Annotated in this window: 16 protein-coding genes, 1 tRNA gene, 1 other RNA gene and 1 other annotated feature; of the genes, 3 read left to right on the top strand and 15 right to left on the bottom strand. The window is 48.7% G+C overall.

Features of this window, described 5'->3' with window-relative positions; all coding sequences use genetic code 11:
* Positions 1 to 348: 348 nt before the first annotated feature.
* The 5 genes from QMA09_RS16365 to ffs all read right to left on the bottom strand — a co-directional run bounded on the left by QMA09_RS16365 (position 349) and on the right by ffs (position 3,712).
* Positions 349 to 561 carry a YaaL family protein gene (locus tag QMA09_RS16365; protein WP_290213887.1) on the bottom strand — a complete coding sequence of 71 codons (213 nt, stop codon included), beginning with the start codon at positions 559 to 561 and terminating at the stop codon, positions 349 to 351.
* A 15-nt stretch (positions 562 to 576) separates the two neighbouring features.
* Positions 577 to 1,173, bottom strand: a complete 597-nt coding sequence (gene recR / locus QMA09_RS16360; protein WP_135505523.1) for a recombination mediator RecR — start codon at positions 1,171 to 1,173, stop codon at positions 577 to 579.
* Between the two features lie 13 nt (positions 1,174 to 1,186).
* Positions 1,187 to 1,507 carry a YbaB/EbfC family nucleoid-associated protein gene (locus QMA09_RS16355; protein ID WP_135505525.1) on the bottom strand — a complete coding sequence of 107 codons (321 nt, stop codon included), beginning with the start codon at positions 1,505 to 1,507 and terminating at the stop codon, positions 1,187 to 1,189.
* Positions 1,508 to 1,541: 34 nt separating this feature from the next.
* Positions 1,542 to 3,281, bottom strand: a complete 1,740-nt coding sequence (gene dnaX, locus QMA09_RS16350; protein ID WP_290213886.1) for a DNA polymerase III subunit gamma/tau — start codon at positions 3,279 to 3,281, stop codon at positions 1,542 to 1,544.
* Between the two features lie 165 nt (positions 3,282 to 3,446).
* An RNA gene (gene ffs, locus QMA09_RS16345) (signal recognition particle sRNA large type) lies at positions 3,447 to 3,712 on the bottom strand.
* A gap of 216 nt (positions 3,713 to 3,928) precedes the next feature.
* Between ffs and QMA09_RS16340 the strand changes: the two genes are divergently transcribed.
* Positions 3,929 to 4,021, top strand: a tRNA-Ser gene (locus QMA09_RS16340).
* A 658-nt stretch (positions 4,022 to 4,679) separates the two neighbouring features.
* On the opposite strand, the gene QMA09_RS16335 is transcribed toward QMA09_RS16340, so the two are convergent.
* The 3 genes from QMA09_RS16335 to QMA09_RS16325 form a co-directional block, all read right to left on the bottom strand.
* Entirely contained in the window at positions 4,680 to 5,348 is a 669-nt protein-coding gene (locus tag QMA09_RS16335; RefSeq protein WP_135505529.1) for a deoxynucleoside kinase, read from the bottom strand.
* Complete coding sequence (locus QMA09_RS16330; RefSeq protein WP_135505531.1) at positions 5,345 to 5,983, bottom strand: deoxynucleoside kinase; 639 nt, start codon at positions 5,981 to 5,983, stop codon at positions 5,345 to 5,347. The genes QMA09_RS16335 and QMA09_RS16330 overlap by 4 nt, the downstream gene beginning before the upstream one ends.
* A gap of 94 nt (positions 5,984 to 6,077) precedes the next feature.
* Positions 6,078 to 6,941, bottom strand: a complete 864-nt coding sequence (locus QMA09_RS16325; protein ID WP_135505533.1) for a YitT family protein — start codon at positions 6,939 to 6,941, stop codon at positions 6,078 to 6,080.
* Between the two features lie 121 nt (positions 6,942 to 7,062).
* On the opposite strand from QMA09_RS16325, the gene tadA reads away from it, so the two are divergent.
* Complete coding sequence (gene tadA / locus QMA09_RS16320) at positions 7,063 to 7,551, top strand: tRNA adenosine(34) deaminase TadA (RefSeq protein ID WP_290213885.1); 489 nt, start codon at positions 7,063 to 7,065, stop codon at positions 7,549 to 7,551.
* Here tadA and QMA09_RS16315 read toward each other — a convergent pair.
* The 4 genes from QMA09_RS16315 to pdxS form a co-directional block, all read right to left on the bottom strand.
* Positions 7,546 to 8,412, bottom strand: coding sequence for an alpha/beta fold hydrolase (locus QMA09_RS16315; protein ID WP_290213884.1), 867 nt, complete (start codon positions 8,410 to 8,412; stop codon positions 7,546 to 7,548). The two genes, tadA and QMA09_RS16315, sit on opposite strands and share 6 nt — an antisense overlap.
* Before the next feature lie 95 nt (positions 8,413 to 8,507).
* Entirely contained in the window at positions 8,508 to 9,785 is a 1,278-nt protein-coding gene (gene serS, locus QMA09_RS16310; RefSeq protein WP_135505539.1) for a serine--tRNA ligase, read from the bottom strand.
* 68 nt (positions 9,786 to 9,853) lie between these two features.
* Positions 9,854 to 10,063 (bottom strand) — a binding site (T-box leader).
* A 32-nt stretch (positions 10,064 to 10,095) separates the two neighbouring features.
* On the bottom strand, positions 10,096 to 10,686 hold the full coding sequence (gene pdxT, locus QMA09_RS16305; RefSeq protein ID WP_290213883.1) for a pyridoxal 5'-phosphate synthase glutaminase subunit PdxT: 591 nt from the start codon (positions 10,684 to 10,686) through the stop codon (positions 10,096 to 10,098).
* 2 nt (positions 10,687 to 10,688) lie between these two features.
* Positions 10,689 to 11,573, bottom strand: coding sequence for a pyridoxal 5'-phosphate synthase lyase subunit PdxS (pdxS, locus tag QMA09_RS16300; protein ID WP_290213882.1), 885 nt, complete (start codon positions 11,571 to 11,573; stop codon positions 10,689 to 10,691).
* Positions 11,574 to 11,678: 105 nt separating this feature from the next.
* Here pdxS and pdxR point away from each other — a divergent pair, with 105 nt between their 5' ends.
* The gene (pdxR, locus tag QMA09_RS16295; RefSeq protein ID WP_290213881.1) at positions 11,679 to 13,076 is read left to right on the top strand and encodes a MocR-like pyridoxine biosynthesis transcription factor PdxR; all 1,398 of its coding nucleotides are present in this window, start codon (positions 11,679 to 11,681) and stop codon (positions 13,074 to 13,076) included.
* A 35-nt stretch (positions 13,077 to 13,111) separates the two neighbouring features.
* On the opposite strand, the gene QMA09_RS16290 is transcribed toward pdxR, so the two are convergent.
* The 3 genes from QMA09_RS16290 to QMA09_RS16280 all read right to left on the bottom strand — a co-directional run bounded on the left by QMA09_RS16290 (position 13,112) and on the right by QMA09_RS16280 (position 16,633).
* Positions 13,112 to 14,452, bottom strand: a complete 1,341-nt coding sequence (locus QMA09_RS16290; RefSeq protein ID WP_290213880.1) for a D-alanyl-D-alanine carboxypeptidase family protein — start codon at positions 14,450 to 14,452, stop codon at positions 13,112 to 13,114.
* Between the two features lie 136 nt (positions 14,453 to 14,588).
* The gene (guaB, locus tag QMA09_RS16285) at positions 14,589 to 16,052 is read right to left on the bottom strand and encodes an IMP dehydrogenase (RefSeq protein ID WP_290213879.1); all 1,464 of its coding nucleotides are present in this window, start codon (positions 16,050 to 16,052) and stop codon (positions 14,589 to 14,591) included.
* Between the two features lie 104 nt (positions 16,053 to 16,156).
* Complete coding sequence (locus QMA09_RS16280; RefSeq protein ID WP_290213878.1) at positions 16,157 to 16,633, bottom strand: glutathione peroxidase; 477 nt, start codon at positions 16,631 to 16,633, stop codon at positions 16,157 to 16,159.
* Between the last annotated feature and the right edge of the window lie 100 nt (positions 16,634 to 16,733).

Raw genomic sequence — 16,733 nt, 5'->3', positions numbered from 1 at the left:
TGATGCTGATCAGTAGTTAAGCCACGAACACTTTGGGTTTGAAAAGCTTTGCTCCGTTTGCCTTGCGGCAAGCTTCGCAAAAGCCGTTCTCGCGCCGAAGCGCTCGTGACGTCTTTCGTTGACGTTTTGCTGTTCAGTTTTCAAGGTTCATGTTTGTACGCCAGTTGTTATTTCATGATTGCATTTCTTTTGGCGACTCCTATTATATTAAAGCATGTTCCCAAGAGAGTCAACACTTTAATTCAATAAAGTTCAATTTAATTATTATTGCAGTATCATATTTGAATCTCTTCTATATATGCACGCCGTAAACATTGTAAAAGGCGGCGCTTTAAAAGCCGCCGCCTTTCATTTCATGCTGACGTTTCGGATCCGCGCTTCTTTCAGAAGATACAGGTTCTTGCATTCGCAAATCTTGCATTCCGCTTCTGACCGCTGGTCGTAATCCGCCGACAGCGCCTGGAACGTCTGGGCTTTTACCAAGTCCTGCTTCGTATCCAGAAACTGCTGAATCAATTGTTCATCAAATTCTCTTCTCAATTTCCCTCTTTTAAAAAACACTCGCCTATCTCCTCTTTATAATTCGCGACGGCCTTCCATCGCTTTGGATAAGGTCACTTCATCGGCGTATTCCAAATCTCCGCCGACCGGCAAACCGTGGGCGATGCGAGTGGTTCTGATACCGGAGGGTCTGACAAGGCGTGAAATATACATCGCTGTCGCTTCTCCCTCTATAGTAGGGTTCGTAGCCAAAATCAATTCTTTGACTTCCTCGTCCTGCAGACGCTTCAACAATGACGGTACGTTAATGTCTTCCGGGCCGATGCCATCCATCGGTGATATCGCTCCTTGCAGGACATGATACAAACCGGTGTAATCACGCATCTTCTCCATCGCAATCACATCTTTCGGATCTTGGACAACGCAGATCGTCGTGCGATCGCGCTGCTGGTCCTGGCAGATATGGCAAGGGTCTACATCCGTAATGTGGCCGCAAATCGAACAAAAGCTCAAATTCCGTTTTGCATCAACAAGCGCCTTGGCGAAATCCAAAACAGTATCTTCCTTCATGCCGAGCACAAAAAATGCCAGCCGGGCCGCTGTCTTTGGCCCGATTCCTGGCAGTTTCATAAAACTCTCCATCAATTTAGAAATAGGTTCAGGGTAATGCATTTTGTTTTACCTCCTAGAACATGCCAGGAATGTTTAAGCCCTTAGTGAATTTCCCCATTGTGGAATTCGCATGTTCATCCGCTTTTTTAAACGCTTCGTTTGTAGCAACAATCAATAGATCTTGAAGCATTTCAACATCTTCCGGGTCGACAACTGATGGATCCAATACGACATCTTTCACTTCTTTATGGCCGGAAACTGTCACTTTGACCATTCCGCCGCCAGCTGATCCGTCGAAAGTCAACGTTCCCAGCTCTTCTTGGGCAACTGCCATTTCTTTTTGCATTTTCTGCATTTGTTTCATCATGCCTTGCATATTTCCTCCACCGCGCATAATTGTTTCCTCCTCAAATTTGGGTTAATCGATTTTAATCTTCGTGGACTTCGACGAAATCTTTGCCGAATAAGCGCTCCGCTTCCGCAATAAACGGATCTTGCTCCGCCACTTCGCCTTCTGCAGAGAATGGATGCTCTTCTTCAGATTCCGCCCGCTTATCTTCCGCCCCCGCTTTCAATCCGTTGCTTTTGATAAACTCTTCACGGATTCTCAGCCAGCTTTCGTCAGGAACGAATACAGGCGCATAAGCTTTGCCGGTGTACTGCTCTAAAAGTTGGCTGAAAGCGACGGCAAATGTCTGATTATCCGCTGCCATCTGACAATGAATATCATACTTGAATTTTAACACAAAAGCATCTGCTGACGCCGCTACAGGCTCCGCTTCATTGAGCAGTGCAGCATGTGATTTCTGCAGCTGGCCCATGACAGTCGCCCAATTCGTCTTGAGCGCCTGAATATCCGGTTTCGTCGCATTCTTCAACACATCTTGAATACGGGCGACCGGAATTTTATAGCCGCTCTGCGAACGGGGGCGCCGTTTCGCTTCCGGGCTGCCAGCAGCGGCTGCCGCTGGGGCGGAAACCCCGTTTTTCAGCTGTTGCTGCAGCTGGATGATCAATTGTTCGAGCTGATTGACTTTCGCCTCAAGTTCCGGCGAAGCGGACGCCGAAGACGCCGCTACGGGTGCATCTGCCTGGACCATTTTCAAAATCGCGGTTTCCAAGTAAATCTTTGTATGGTTCGAAAAACGCATTTCCTGCTGCGTTTTGGTCAGCACGTCTATCCACGAATACAGCATCGCTGCATCAAATTGCTTCGCAAGTTCCTCAAAGCGCGGTTCGTGCGCAGCAAGTTCCAGCATATCGTGCAGATCCGGCGCTGTTTGGATCAGCAGCAAATCCCGGAAGAACGTGATGAAGTCTTCGACAAGACGGACAGGATCTTTGCCATCACGCACCAATTGTTCCAAAAGCGTCAGCGATTGGCCGACGTCTTTCGCCAATAGCGCTTCGGCAATATCATAAAACATATCCTGGCTGATCGAACCGGTGACAAGCAAGGCGTCTTCAACAGTCATCTCGTCTCCGCTGAACGATACCACTTGGTCAAGCAGGCTCAGCGCATCGCGCATCCCGCCCGCAGCTGCCTGCGCAATTATTTTCAGCACATGTTCATTATAAGGAATGCCCGCATCGCTCAGCACTTCCACCATCCGCTCGACAATATCCGCCTGCGTCAAGCGTTTGAAATCAAAGCGCTGGCAGCGGGAAATGATTGTCAGGGGCAGTTTATGCGGTTCTGTCGTAGCTAAGATGAACACCACGTGTTCAGGCGGCTCCTCCAATGTTTTCAATAAAGCATTGAATGCACTATTGGAAAGCATATGGACTTCATCGATAATATAAATTTTAAAACGCGAATTCGCAGGAGAAAAACGCACTTTTTCAATAATCTCCCGCATTTCTTCAACCCTGGAGTTGGAAGCGGCATCGAACTCGATGACATCGGTGTTCGAGCCCTCGGTAATGCTTTTGCACGATGCACATTCATTGCAGGGTTCCGCTACCGGAGCCATTTCGCAATTGAGCGCTTTCGCGAAAATCTTGGCTGCACTCGTCTTCCCAGTGCCTCGCGGTCCTGAAAACAAATAAGCATGCGTCGTCTTATTGTAAAGGAGAGCATTTTGAAGGGTTTGTTTTATATGCGACTGGCCTGACATTTCGGAAAAGGACTGCGGCCTGTACACACGGTAAAAAGCTTGATACGCCAACGTTTTTCTCTCCTTTTGTAAAAGCTGTATTGTGTCTCTCCATTATACCATAAATCAGGTCTCTTCCTGAACGAATCCGCCGCAGGAAAAGCCCGCTGTCCGTAAAAAAGACAGCAAAAATCCTGCCCGCATAGTTGCGGACAGGATTGGGTTTGAAAGTTAATGCCGCGCACCTTTCTTCGACTGCTGTACACAAGCGTTACCCTAGTCGTTGGCTCGATCTAGGCAACCCCGCGGCACATGAAAAGTTCCACTTAATGCTGCTTCCTTCCGGACCTGACATGGTTCATGGGTTTCCATTGCGCAGGACCCAAACGTCAACACTACGTGCGAGAGGCAGACCCTGCATATAAACAGCCTAGGAAAGGAATTCAGTCCTGCTAAAGCGGATTGCAGGTTACAGGACACCGCTATCTTCCCACCTAGCACGGCATTAACTAGTATACGAAACATCCTTTCAAAAATCAATCGTTAAACTCCAATCGCCTCAAATGATTGCCGCCAAATGAAAACGAGCACATCCCACCCAGCGAAGAATGGCGGCGCAACGGCTTTAGTAACCCCTTTTTTACAGGAAGCTCAAAAAAAATATCCGAAACTGTTGACAGCAATATTCGGTTCATGGTAAATTAATTCTTGTCTTACACGGAGGAATACCCAAGTTTGGCTGAAGGGATCGGTCTTGAAAACCGACAGGGGAGTCAAATCCCGCGGGGGTTCGAATCCCTCTTCCTCCTCCATTTTTTGAATTTACGCGCATATAAATTCGAGATTGGATTCGTTACGAAAGTAGCGAATTTTTCTTAAAGCTTATATGTCTGAACATTTTGATACATAATTATTTAAGAAGGCAGCCTCCGGGCTGCCTTCTTGCATTTTTTGAGAAAGGTAAATCCTTTTTCTAGTAGATCCGATATTCCGCAAAACAGCTACGCTTGCCGCGAGCGAGCGCCAAGCCTCCTCAGTCGCTTCGCTCCTTGCGGGGTCTCGGCTGTCTCGCTTTCCCGCAGGCGTCTCCGCTGTTTTACTCCATATCTGAATAACACGAAAGAAAATGCAGAAAGTGTATCTTTCATGTGCTTCAGTAAAAGAAATAACTCGTTATTAAGAAATATCTTTGAATGAAGCGGAAGGCGGCGACTCCAGCGGGCAAAGCCTGAGCTGAAGACCCCACAGGAGCGCTAGCGACGAGGAGGCTGAAGCCAGGCCCGTGGAAAGCGTCCGTCTGAAGCGAAATTCAAAACAACTATCTAAGTTTCTCGACATGCTAAAGAAGGCAGCCTCCGGGCTGCCTTCTTTTTTCATATGCGGGAATCGAAATAAATATGCAAAACACTTTCTTCTTCTCATTATTTCCCGGGAAATAATAAAGCCCGGACGCGGTGTCCGGGCTTTACGTTATCTTTTTAAAACGGAAGTCTGCTGGATAAAGCTGCCGATGCGCTCAACAAGGCGTTCCGCGCAATCTGGATCGTTCATCAGATCGTAGTCGCTGATATTCAAGCGGAGCACTGGGCAGCCGTTGAAGTTGTTGATCCATGTCTCGTAGCGTTCGTGCATTTCCACCCAATAATCGACAGGCGTCTGCTGCTCCATTGCACGCCCGCGTTCCTGGATGCGCCCAAGAATGTCGTCAAGCGAACCTTCCAGGTAAATCAGCAAATCGGGATGCGGGAAATAAGGCGTCATGACCATCGCTTCGAAAAGGTTGGTGTATGTTTCGTAGTCGACGTCGTTCATCGTGCCTTTTTCCTGGTGCATTTTAGCGAAAATGCCTGTATCTTCATAAATTGAACGGTCTTGGATAAAACCGCCGCCGTATTCAAACATGCGCTTTTGTTCTTTGAAGCGCTCAGCCAGGAAGTAGATCTGCAAATGGAAGCTCCATTTTTCAAAGTCATCGTAGAACAGATCCAGGTAAGGGTTCGTGTCCACTTTTTCAAATGATGTGCGGAATTGCAAAGCATCCGCCAGCGCTTTTGTCATGGTTGATTTGCCGACTCCCACGGTACCGGCAATCGTGATGACTGCATCGGATGGGATATCGTATTTTTCACGTAAATTCATACTGATAAGCTCCTTTTTTGTAAGGTTTCGTCCACTCGGCTTAAAATGAGCGCAAGATCCGCTCCATTCTGGACGAAATCCATTTCATCTCCATTGACGCGCAAGACAGGGATTTCCGGATGCTCGCGCTCGAAGTGCTCCATGTATTCATGATAATCTGCAGCGAGCTGCTCCATGTATTCCGGGGTGATCATCTGTTCGAACTCGCGGCCGCGCATCTTGATGCGCGCCATCAGCGTGTCGAGGCTCGCGTGCAAATAAACGACCATATTCGGTTTCGGCATATCTGCAGTCAGGATGTTGTAGATCGATTCGTATTTCGCATATTCCGCGTCCGCCAATGTGCGCTTGGCAAAGATCAGGTTTTTGAAGATGTGATAATCCGCAACGACCGATTCACGTTTCGAGATGAATTTCTTTTGGATATCGGACATCTGTTTGTAACGGTTGCACAAGAAGAACATTTCGGTCTGGAAACTCCATTCTTCAATGTCTTCGTAAAATTTATTGAGAAACGGGTTCTCGTCAACAATTTCTTTCAGCATCTGAAATTGGTTTTGGTCAGCTATCGCTTTTGTCAATGACGTTTTGCCAACGCCAATCGGACCTTCAACGGTGATAAATGGCACCGGCATGGGAAGTTCCCCTCTTTCTGTTCAAGTGTGTTGCAATGTTTTTCATTTTACCATAGACCCCCCGTTAAAAATAGCAGAAAAAAGCACCCATCCATCAATGGATCGGTGCTTTGAATGTCCCCCCGTGGACTTCCTGGGTCGCCATGATCGTCAAGAACGCTTTCGGGTCAATGTCTGTGACGATCTGCTTAAGCTTGGTGAGTTCGAGGCGGGTCACCACCACATAAATGACATCTGTCGGCGATTCTTTAAAACCGCCTTTGCCGTGCAGCTTCGTGACGCTGCGGCCCAGCCGCGAGTTGATGGCTTCCCCCAGTTCTTCGTATTCTGCGGAGACGATAATGACCGATTTCGTATCATCAAGCCCTTGGATGACCGCATCAATCGTTTTGGATGCGATGTAATAAGTGAGGATCGAATACATCGCCTGTTCCCAGCCCAGCACAAATCCGGCCCAGGTAAAAATGAAGATGTTGGCGAACATGACAAATTCACCGACGGAAAATGGCAGCTTGCGCGTCAGCAGGATGCCGAGGATTTCGGTGCCATCGAGTGCGCCGCCGTTGCGGATGACAAGGCCGACCCCTGCGCCGAGCAGCATGCCGCCAAAGACGGTCGCCAGCAAGGGATCATCGATGAATCCGGGAATCGGATGCAAAGGAAATTCAATGATCGCCAGCGCTACAATGGCGAAAATGGAAGAAATGAAAAAGCTTTTGCCGATATGCTTGTAGCCGAAAAACAGAAACGGCAAATTGATGATGACCAACAAGATGCCGAATGGCACGGGCGTCAAATAATCCAGGATCAACGAGATCCCGATAATGCCGCCATCGATGATGGAGTTCGGCACCAGGAACAGCTCGATGGAAACAGCGGCCATCGTGGCGCCGATCAAGATAAAGAATAAACGCCGAATCAAATGCCCCAATGTCTCTTTTTTATGTTCTTTGACCATCCAATCGCTCCTTGGTTATAGCTCGTATCCGTTAATTTTACGCCTTATTTTGCGTTTTGTCTGTGCTGGGCTGTAATATTCCGATTCAGGATGCTACACTTCCTTTAAGGAGCGATGAATCATGAATGGCATGGAGCAAGACCATTATTATATGCAAATGGCAATTGAAGAAGCGGAAAAAGCGGCCGCAAAAGGCGAAGTGCCGATTGGCGCTGTTATTGTCCACAAGGGCGAAGTGATTGCGCGTGCGCACAATTTAAGGGAAACCAGCCAGAACGCCGTAACCCACGCCGAGCTCTTGGCGATACAGGAAGCCTGCCAGAAGCTGGGCAACTGGCGTTTGGAAGATACAAACCTTTACGTAACGTTAGAGCCTTGCCCGATGTGTGCCGGTGCGATTCTGCAATCGCGCATCCCGCGTGTCATCTACGGCGCACGCGATTCCAAAGCAGGCTGTGTCGATTCCCTTTACCGGCTATTGAACGACGAACGCTTCAACCATCAATGCGAAGTCACCGAAAACGTGCTGGCCGACGAATGCGGAGGTTTGCTGACACAATTTTTCCGGGCGATCCGGGAAAACAAAAAGAAGAAAAAGCGGCTGCTATAAAGCCGCTTTTTCTTCTTTTAACATCCTTTCAATCAGCAGATTGAGAATATAAGGCTGCTCATGATGAACCCAATGGGTCGCTTCTCCGATAAATACCAATTCGCCATCCTCACAAAAATCCAGGCTTTCCTTCGCAAGCATCGGCGACAGGAACTGGTCCCCCACTCCCCAGATAATACGTACAGGCACCGTTATTTTATGGTCCGGAGTCTGCAGCATGCTGCCTTGGCGTATCGCCCGGTACCAATTCAGCATGGCCGTCAATGCGCCTGGCTGGTCCCACGCTTCTTTGTACGCTTCTATGTCTTGTTGTGAAAATGTGTCTGGCCTGCTGGTCGTGACAAGGCTATTCGCCATCGTTTTGAAATAATCTGCCGCCAATGCCTTTTCGGGCAAATCCGGCAGCTGGAAAAAGGCCATATAGGAGCTTTTCGCCCATTGCAGCGGATTTTTGGCCAATACGCGCGGCATCGCTTTCGGATGCGGCACATTCACCACGATCAGCTTGTCGACAAATTGCGGTTTTGTCGCCGCCAGATGCCAAGCTACAGCACCTCCCCAATCATGGCCGATGATGGTGGCGTGGTCTCTGCCTGATTGCTCGATTAAGCCCGCTATGTCGTCCCGCAGCAGATCCAATGTATACTGGCTGACCCCCTCAGGCTTATCGCTTAAATTATAGCCGCGCTGGTCAGGCACCAAGACCCGGTAGCCTTGCTCCACAAGCGGGCCGATCTGGTTCTTCCACGCCTCCCAATATTCCGGGAAGCCATGCAGCAGCACGATGAGGGGGCCCTCTTCAGGCCCCGCTGCCACTGTATGCAAAACAATGCCATTTGTATGGATTGATAGATGTTCCATCCTGCCACTCCCTTTCCGAAGTCCGTCTCCTTCTTTACCCATTCTGCAAAAAATAAAAAACAGCTGGGAAGCATCGTGCTTTCCGGCTGTTTCTTTTAACGTGTAATAAAGTCTTTGCCGCCCATATAGGGGCGCAATACTTCAGGGATGGCAATCGTGCCGTCTGCCTGCTGGCAGTTTTCAAGAAGCGCTGCGACCGTGCGGCCGACAGCAAGCCCGCTTCCATTGAGTGTGTGGACGAATTCCGGCTTTCCAGTCGCTTCCCGGCGGAACTTGATGTTCGCGCGGCGTGCCTGGAAATCCTCGAAATTGCTGCAAGAAGAAATTTCGCGATATGTTTCCTGGCTCGGGATCCATACTTCGATATCGTATTTCTTCGCAGCAGTGAAGCCAAGGTCAGCGGTGCACATTTTCAAGACGCGGTACGGCAAGCCCAAAAGCTGCAGCACTTTCTCCGCATGGCCCGTCAATTTCTCCAGCTCATCATAAGAATCTTCCGGCTTTACAAAGCGCACCAGCTCGACTTTATTGAATTGATGCTGACGGATCAAGCCACGCGTATCGCGGCCTGCAGAACCCGCTTCAGAGCGGAAATTCGCGCTGTATGAAGCAAACGCCTGCGGCAGCATGTCAGCTGCCAGAATTTCATCGCGGTAGAAGTTCGTCACTGGCACTTCTGATGTCGGAATCAGGAAATAGCCTTCTTTCTCGATCAGGAAAGCATCTTCCTCGAATTTCGGCAGCTGGCCCGTGCCCGTCAAGCTTTCACGGTTGACCATGTAAGGCGGCAGCATTTCTTCATAGCCATGCTCTTCCTGGTGCAGGTCCATCATGAAATTGATCAATGCGCGCTCCAGGCGTGCACCAAGGCCGCGGTAAAAGACGAAACGGCTGCCGGTCACTTTGGCGGCGCGTTCGAAATCGATGATGTTCAAATCGGTGCCGAGGTCCCAATGCGGTTTGACTTCGAAATCGAATTCCGGTTTGTCGCCCCATGTACGAATCTCGACATTGTCGTCTTCAGAATCGCCTACCGGTACGCTGTCATGCGGAATGTTTGGCACACGCATCATGATGTAATTCAGACGCTCTTCTACGTCGCGCAATTCGTCGTCGATCGTTTTGATTTCTTCGCCGACTTGGCGCATCTTCGCAATCGCATCATCCGCATTTTCCTTGTTGCGCTTCATCAACGCAATGTTCTGTGTTGCTTCGTTGCGTTCCGCCTTCAATTTCTCCGTCTGGGCAATCAATTCCCGGCGCTTCAAGTCCAGGCCTTCAAAATCGTCCAATACGGAAATATCCTCTCCGCGTTTTGCAAGTTTCGTTTTCACTTCTTCAAAATTGGCTCGTACAAATCGAATGTCCAACATAAAGTATTCCTCCTCTAAATCGTTTCGCTGACGGAAAAAAGACAACAAAAATAGCCCTCATCCCTTGGTAAAGGGACGAGAGCTACCCGCGTTGCCACCCTGATTGACCGGCAAAAAAAGCCGATCCTCTTCATCACATAACGGCATTAAAACCGGCAATGGCTTTTTTCGCCATGCAACTCCGGGGTGGATTCAAACGCGTTTTTCACCGGTTCGCACCAACCACCGGCTCTCTTTGGAAAAACACACGCTTTACTGATCCCCATCAACGTTTCTTCTTTTAAATTAATCATACTTTACTATATATTCATTAATTTGGCAAGGGAGCCTTTACCGCCTCGCGTACCATGCCAATAAAGTATTCCGTGATGCGGTGGTCGTCCGTCAATTCCGGATGGAACGAGCAGCCAAGAAATTGGCCGCTGCGCGCCATGACGATTTTGCCGTTATGCTCACACAGCACTTCAGCGGTAGGGCCGATGCTTGCGATATGCGGGGCGCGGATGAATACCGCATTGAACGGGTTATCCAAGCCCGCAATCTGCAAATCCGCTTCAAAGCTGTCTATTTGGCGGCCGAACGAATTGCGCTCCACGACAACGTCCATGACACCGAGATGCGGCTTGTTTGCGCCCATCACTTCACCTGCAAGCAGAATCAGGCCGGCACAAGTGCCGAACATCGGTTTTCCGCTGGCCGCGAATTCACGCAGAGGTTCCATCAATCCATAGCGGTCAATCAGGCGGCGCATCGTCGTGCTTTCGCCGCCTGGCAAGATCAAGCCATCCAACCCTTCCAGCTCTTTTGGCCATTTGACAGCAACCGCTTCTGCCCCGCATTTTTCAATTGAGCGAAGATGTTCACGGACAGCGCCCTGCAGCGCAAGAACTCCGATCCGCATGTTTACCAGCCCCGTTCCTGCATGCGCTCTCCTGCAGCAATCTTTGAAATCTCGATGCCTTTCATCGCGATGCCCAAATCTTTCGAAAGCTCCGCAATCAAACGGTAATCCTGGTAATGGGTCGTCGCTTCAACAATCGCACGCGCGAACTTTTCAGGGTTCTCCGATTTGAAAATGCCCGATCCTACGAACACCCCGTCAGCACCAAGTTCCATCATCAATGCCGCATCTGCAGGCGTTGCAATCCCGCCGGCTGCAAAATTGACGACTGGCAGGCGGCCAAGGTTTTTCACTTCACGAAGGAATTCATACGATGCGCCAAGATTGCGGGCTTCGGTCATCAGTTCATCCTCGCTCATATACACCACTTTCAGCACTTCAGCATTGACTTGGCGCAAATGGCGTACGGCTTCAACAATATTGCCGGTCCCAGGCTCGCCTTTTGTGCGCAGCATTGAAGCCCCTTCACCGATGCGGCGTGCCGCTTCGCCTAAATTGCGGCAGCCGCAGACGAAGGGCACTGTATAATTGGCTTTCAATAAATGGAATTCTTCATCGGCCGGCGTCAGCACTTCGCTTTCGTCGATATAATCGACACCCATCGCTTCGAGCACACGCGCTTCCACAATATGCCCGATCCGCGCTTTCGCCATCACCGGAATCGACACCGCCCGCATAACTTCCTCAGTGATGCGCGGGTCTGCCATCCGTGCCACGCCGCCATCTCTGCGGATATCCGAAGGAACACGCTCCAATGCCATCACGGCTGTAGCACCAGCAGCTTCGGCAATGCGCGCTTGCTCCGCATTCACCACATCCATGATCACCCCGCCTTTTTGCATTTCAGCCATACCTCTTTTTACGCGATCTGTACCGTGTTGATTCATATTGAAATTCCTCCTATCGGTTAATAAGTTTAGTATAATGGAAAGTGACCACATAAAAAGAATCAGTTCCACTATATTAAACAGGGTCAGGAGAGATGGATACCTATGGACATGCTCATGTTTCAACTTCAGCGCACCGATTCAACGCCTTTATACAAACAGCTTTACAGCGAAATCAAACATGCCATCAGTTCGGGAAAAATTTCCGTCGGCGCTAAATTGCCAAGCAAGCGCAAGCTCGCCGAATTTCTCGATATCAGCCAGACGACAGTTGAATTATCTTATAGCCAGCTGGTTGCAGAAGGCTTTATCGAGTCGCGCGCACGGAAAGGGTTTTATGCGCTGCCTGTAGAGGAATTGGCTTATCTGGACGTGCAGCAGGATGAACCGCAGGCAGCGGCAGCGCCGGTGGAATACACATTCGACTTCAATCCCGCGAAAATCGATACGCAATCTTTCCCATTTTCAACATGGCGGAAAATCGCCAAAGAAGTGCTGGATGAAATGAACCATGGTTTGCTGTTGTCCGGTCATCCGCAAGGGGACGAATCATTGCGCCGGGAAATCGCCCGCTACCTCTTCGCTTCCCGAGGCGTATTATGCGACACCGACCAGATCATCATTGGATCTGGTACTGAACAGCTGATGCCATTGCTTATCCGTTTGCTGGATAAACAGGTTTTATTCGGCTTCGAAAATCCGGGATATGCACTGACGCACAGTATTTTTGACCATTATGACCGGAAAGCGGTGCCCGTTACCGTCGAAGAGGACGGCATCAGCGTTTCAGAACTGGAAGCGCTGAACGTCGACATCGCTTATGTGACGCCATCGCATCAGTTCCCAACTGGCGCCGTGCTGAGCGCCACCAAACGGGCCCAGCTCCTCAATTGGGCCGCAGCCGCGCCGCAGCGCTTTATCATCGAAGACGATTACGACAGCGAATTCCGCTATACGAGCCGGCCGATTCCAGCGCTGCAAAGCATGGACCGCAGCGGCCGTGTCATCTACCTCAGCACATTTTCAAAATCGCTTATGCCGTCTTTGCGCATCGCCTATATGGTGCTGCCGAAAAGCTTATTGCGCGCCTATCAGCAGACCTTTCTCCATTATTCGTCTTCCGTCCCGCGGATTGACCAGCAGCTGGTAGCTGAATTCATGGAGCATGGGCATTTTTCACGCCATTTGAACCGCATGCGCAAGCTGTACAAGAAGAAATTGGAGCACCTGACAGCCGCGTTGCAGGAATTCGCGCCAGCGGTCAAAATTTCCGGCGAACAAGCTGGCATGCACATTGTACTGACCGTCCAAACCCCTTTAACGGAAACAGAGCTTGTGGAACTGGCCAAACGTTCAAAAATACGCGTTTTCGGTTTGTCTTCCTACGATGTCCGCGCAACTACTGCTGTGCCGCCTCAAATCGTCCTCGGTTTCGGCGGATTATCGGAAACAGAGATCACTGAAGGCATTGCAAAGCTTATGGAATGCTGGAAAATTGCATAAAAAAACGGGCCATCTTTGTGATGGCCCGCTTTTTATTAGAATAACCCTTTTACAAAATCAAGTGCACCTGTCCATAGCGTTCCGAAGAAACCGCCGACAGCCTGCATGGACAGTGAGAACCAGTTAGCGCGTTCCACTTTTTCAGTCGTTACGACTTGGATCGCATCCGATTTCTCGTCAAGGAAACCGTAATCCGTGCCTTCTTTCATCGCAAGCTTCACAGTTCCGACTACTTTGTCTTTGTCGATTGCCGCTTCAATTTTGCCGTCTTGCATCAAAGCTTCATCCAGCACCAATTCAGGTGTGTAATCGTCTTTTTCGCTTGTCCGGACAACCATTGTCACGGGCTCTTTCACTGCGATGTTCACTTCATCTTCCTTGCCTTTTGTTACCGGTAAGGTTTCATTTCCTTTAAACTGGTAGCCTGCAGGAATGATTTCAGCTGTCGTGAACTGGGAGAAACCGAAATCGAATAACGCACGCGTCGCATCGAATCGAGCTTTATATGAACCAGCTCCTTCGTTGTCAACGGCTTTCATCACGACTGCGATGAGGCGTGTATCGCCGCGCTTAGCCGTTCCTGTAAAGCTGTGGCCGGCAAAATCAGTCGTGCCCGTTTTCAAACCGTCTACACCTTCATATGGATACGGCATTCCAGGAAGCATTGAGTTCCAGTTCAACATGTTTGTTGCATCTTCAGTGCCTTCACGGAAAACCTTGTTCGGAATTTTGGTTGTTTCCAAAACTTCAGGGTATTTATCCAAAAGGATTTTGGCCAATTTCGCTACAGAGTTGGCTGACATGACGTTTTCATCATTCGCCCCTGTTCCTTCAACATGCATTCCCATTAAATGGGCATTATTCAAACCGGTTGAATTGACGAATTTCGCATCATCCAAACCGAATTCTTTTGCCTTTTCATTCATTAAACGAACGAATTCCGCTTCTGTGCCGGCAATTGTTTCAGCGATTGCAATTGTCGCGGCATTTGCCGAATAGATAGCCATCGCTTCGTATAATTCCTTGATTGTGTACTTTTCTTCAGCGCGCAAAGGCACATTGCTCAAAGTCATATCCTGCGAAATCTTATATGTATAATCTGTTACCAAGTATTCCTGGTCCCATGTTACAGATCCCTCTTCAATTGCTTCAAACAAAAGGTATTCACTCATCATTTTTGTCATGCTGGCAATCCCTAGGGGAGCATCCGCATTTTGTGCGTATAATATTTTTCCAGAGTCAGCGTCGACCAAAATTGCAGCATCCGCCATTATGTTCAATGAATCCGCCGCTTCTGTTTTCTGCGGAACAATAATAGTCAGTAAGAGTACAGCCATTACAGTCAGCAACATAGTTGTTTGTAAAACATTTTTCACGTGTATAAATACCTCCATCTATAAGTTTCCACATGCTATTCTATCATATTATACAGGTCCTGAAAGAAAAACATGTAAAAAGCACCCTTTCCGTCAAATTAATGACGAATTAGGGTGCCAAAAGGTACAAGATTGGTTAAATAGAATAGTTTGGAGATTCTTTTGTGATTTGCACATCATGCGGGTGGCTTTCGCGCAGCCCAGCTCCGGTCATCCGGATAAATTGAGCTTCTTCACGCAGCGTTACAAGATCCTTCGTTCCGCAATACCCCATGCCGGCGCGGATTCCACCGATTAATTGATGGATGGTATCAGACAACGGGCCTTTGTATGGCAAGCGGCCTTCGATGCCTTCCGGAACCAATTTTTTGGCTTCGTCCTGGAAATAACGGTCTTTTGAACCTTTTTCCATCGAAGCGATTGAACCCATGCCACGGTAAGTCTTGAAGCGGCGGCCTTGGAAAATTTCTGTATCTCCAGGGCTTTCCGTTGTCCCAGCAAGCAAGCTTCCCAGCATGACGACGTGGCCTCCGGCTGCCAAGGCTTTGATGATATCGCCCGAGTACTTAATGCCTCCGTCTGCAATAATCGATTTGCCATGCTTGCGGGCTTCTGTTGCACAGTCATATACTGCAGTAATCTGTGGCACCCCGACTCCTGCAACGACGCGCGTCGTACAAATCGAGCCTGGCCCGATACCGACTTTGACAACATCTGCGCCCGCTTCGATCAATGCTCTCGTGCCTTCCGCAGTAGCGACGTTCCCTGCGATAATAACCAATTCCGGGTAAGTCGCACGGATTTGGGACACCATGTTCATAACGCCTTGTGAATGGCCGTGCGCTGTATCAAGAACGATGACATCAACGTGTGCCTTCACCAAATGCTCGACACGCTTCATTGTATCGGAAGTCACTCCGACTGCTGCACCGACAAGCAATCGGCCATGTGCATCTTTCGCGCCATTTGGAAATTCAATGACTTTTTCAATATCTTTAATGGTGATGAGGCCTTTTAAGATGCCTTCATTGTCGACGATTGGCAATTTTTCAATCTTATATTGCTGCAGAATCTTCTCAGCGTCTTCTAAAGTCGTCCCCACGGCAGCGGTAACCAACTTCTCCTTTGTCATTACATCATTTATTTTCAATGAATAATCCTGGATAAAACGGAGATCGCGGTTCGTGATGATGCCGACAAGTTTTTGTTCTTCCATATTGTTGACGACAGGAACCCCTGAAATGCGGTATTTGCCCATCAAATGCTCTGCATCATAGACTTGATGCTCGGGAGTCAAGAAAAACGGATCCGTGATAACGCCATTCTCTGAGCGTTTTACTGTTGTCACTTGCTCAGCTTGCTCTTCGATGCTCATGTTTTTATGGATGATGCCCAGGCCGCCTTGGCGCGCCATCGCGATAGCCATCTTCGCTTCTGTGACAGTGTCCATTCCGGCGCTGATAATAGGAATGTTCAATTTGATTGTCGGTGTCAATTCCACTGACAAATCTACATCCTTAGGCAGTACTTCCGACTGGGCTGGTACAAGCAAAACATCATCAAACGTTAGACCTTCTTTTACAAATTTTGATTCCCACATAATAGAGGCTCCTCCTGCTTCCTTTTGAATATTATTGTAAGGTTATCAGCGGCGCTATGCAGTGTCAAGAAAACAAGAAGAAGAAAAAGTATTCCGAATACTTGTCACAACAGCTTTTTCACATCTTCTTCCATTTTTGCCGGAGGGGTTTGAGGCGCATACCGTTTTACGACATTGCCTTCACGATCTATTAGGAACTTGGTGAAATTCCATTTGATGCCTTCCGTCAGCATTCCTTTCTGCTCAGAGACAAGGTATTTAAACAATGGATCTGCGGTCTCTCCCTTTACATCTATTTTTGCGTACATCGGAAAAGTCACACCGTAATTGGCTCTGCAAAATTCCATGATTTCATCTTGGTTATGGAATTCCTGGTCGTTGAATTGGCCGCTTGGGAAGCCTAAAATTTCCAGCCCATGGCCTCTATAGTTTTCGTAGAGCTTTTCCAAATCTTCGAATTGGGGAGTAAAGCCGCATTTGCTGGCAGTGTTGACAATTATCAACGGATTGCCTTTGTATTTGGCGAGTGATTCTTTTTCCCCATTTGCTTTTTTCACTTCATAATCATAGATTGAAGCCATAACCTACCCCATCCTTTTCGATTTTTCTTAAGGTTATAACGCAGACAACAGAGATACAAGGAATATGACTGCTGGCAGGATGCTATTTCCAGACTTGTCT

The sequence above is a fragment of the Planococcus sp. APC 3906 genome (genome assembly GCF_030407685.1).
GTDB lineage: Bacteria > Bacillota > Bacilli > Bacillales_A > Planococcaceae > Planococcus > Planococcus koreensis.
This window is presented reverse-complemented; position numbering and strand designations above follow the sequence as displayed.

Excerpts from the sequence above, each read along its gene's own strand:
- QMA09_RS16335 (WP_135505529.1), bottom strand. The coding sequence starts at position 5,348 with ATGAATTTACGTGAAAAATACGATATCCCATCCGATGCAGTCATCACG.
- QMA09_RS16330 (WP_135505531.1), bottom strand. The coding sequence starts at position 5,983 with ATGCCGGTGCCATTTATCACCGTTGAAGGTCCGATTGGCGTTGGCAAA.
- QMA09_RS16280 (WP_290213878.1), bottom strand. The coding sequence starts at position 16,633 with ATGGCTTCAATCTATGATTATGAAGTGAAAAAAGCAAATGGGGAAAAA.
- serS (WP_135505539.1), bottom strand. The coding sequence starts at position 9,785 with ATGTTGGACATTCGATTTGTACGAGCCAATTTTGAAGAAGTGAAAACG.
- pdxR (WP_290213881.1), top strand. The coding sequence starts at position 11,679 with ATGGACATGCTCATGTTTCAACTTCAGCGCACCGATTCAACGCCTTTA.
- QMA09_RS16355 (WP_135505525.1), bottom strand. The coding sequence starts at position 1,507 with ATGCGCGGTGGAGGAAATATGCAAGGCATGATGAAACAAATGCAGAAA.
- QMA09_RS16315 (WP_290213884.1), bottom strand. The coding sequence starts at position 8,412 with ATGGAACATCTATCAATCCATACAAATGGCATTGTTTTGCATACAGTG.
- pdxT (WP_290213883.1), bottom strand. The coding sequence starts at position 10,686 with ATGCGGATCGGAGTTCTTGCGCTGCAGGGCGCTGTCCGTGAACATCTT.
- QMA09_RS16325 (WP_135505533.1), bottom strand. The coding sequence starts at position 6,941 with ATGGTCAAAGAACATAAAAAAGAGACATTGGGGCATTTGATTCGGCGT.
- recR (WP_135505523.1), bottom strand. The coding sequence starts at position 1,173 with ATGCATTACCCTGAACCTATTTCTAAATTGATGGAGAGTTTTATGAAA.
- pdxS (WP_290213882.1), bottom strand. The coding sequence starts at position 11,573 with ATGAATCAACACGGTACAGATCGCGTAAAAAGAGGTATGGCTGAAATG.
- guaB (WP_290213879.1), bottom strand. The coding sequence starts at position 16,052 with ATGTGGGAATCAAAATTTGTAAAAGAAGGTCTAACGTTTGATGATGTT.
- tadA (WP_290213885.1), top strand. The coding sequence starts at position 7,063 with ATGAATGGCATGGAGCAAGACCATTATTATATGCAAATGGCAATTGAA.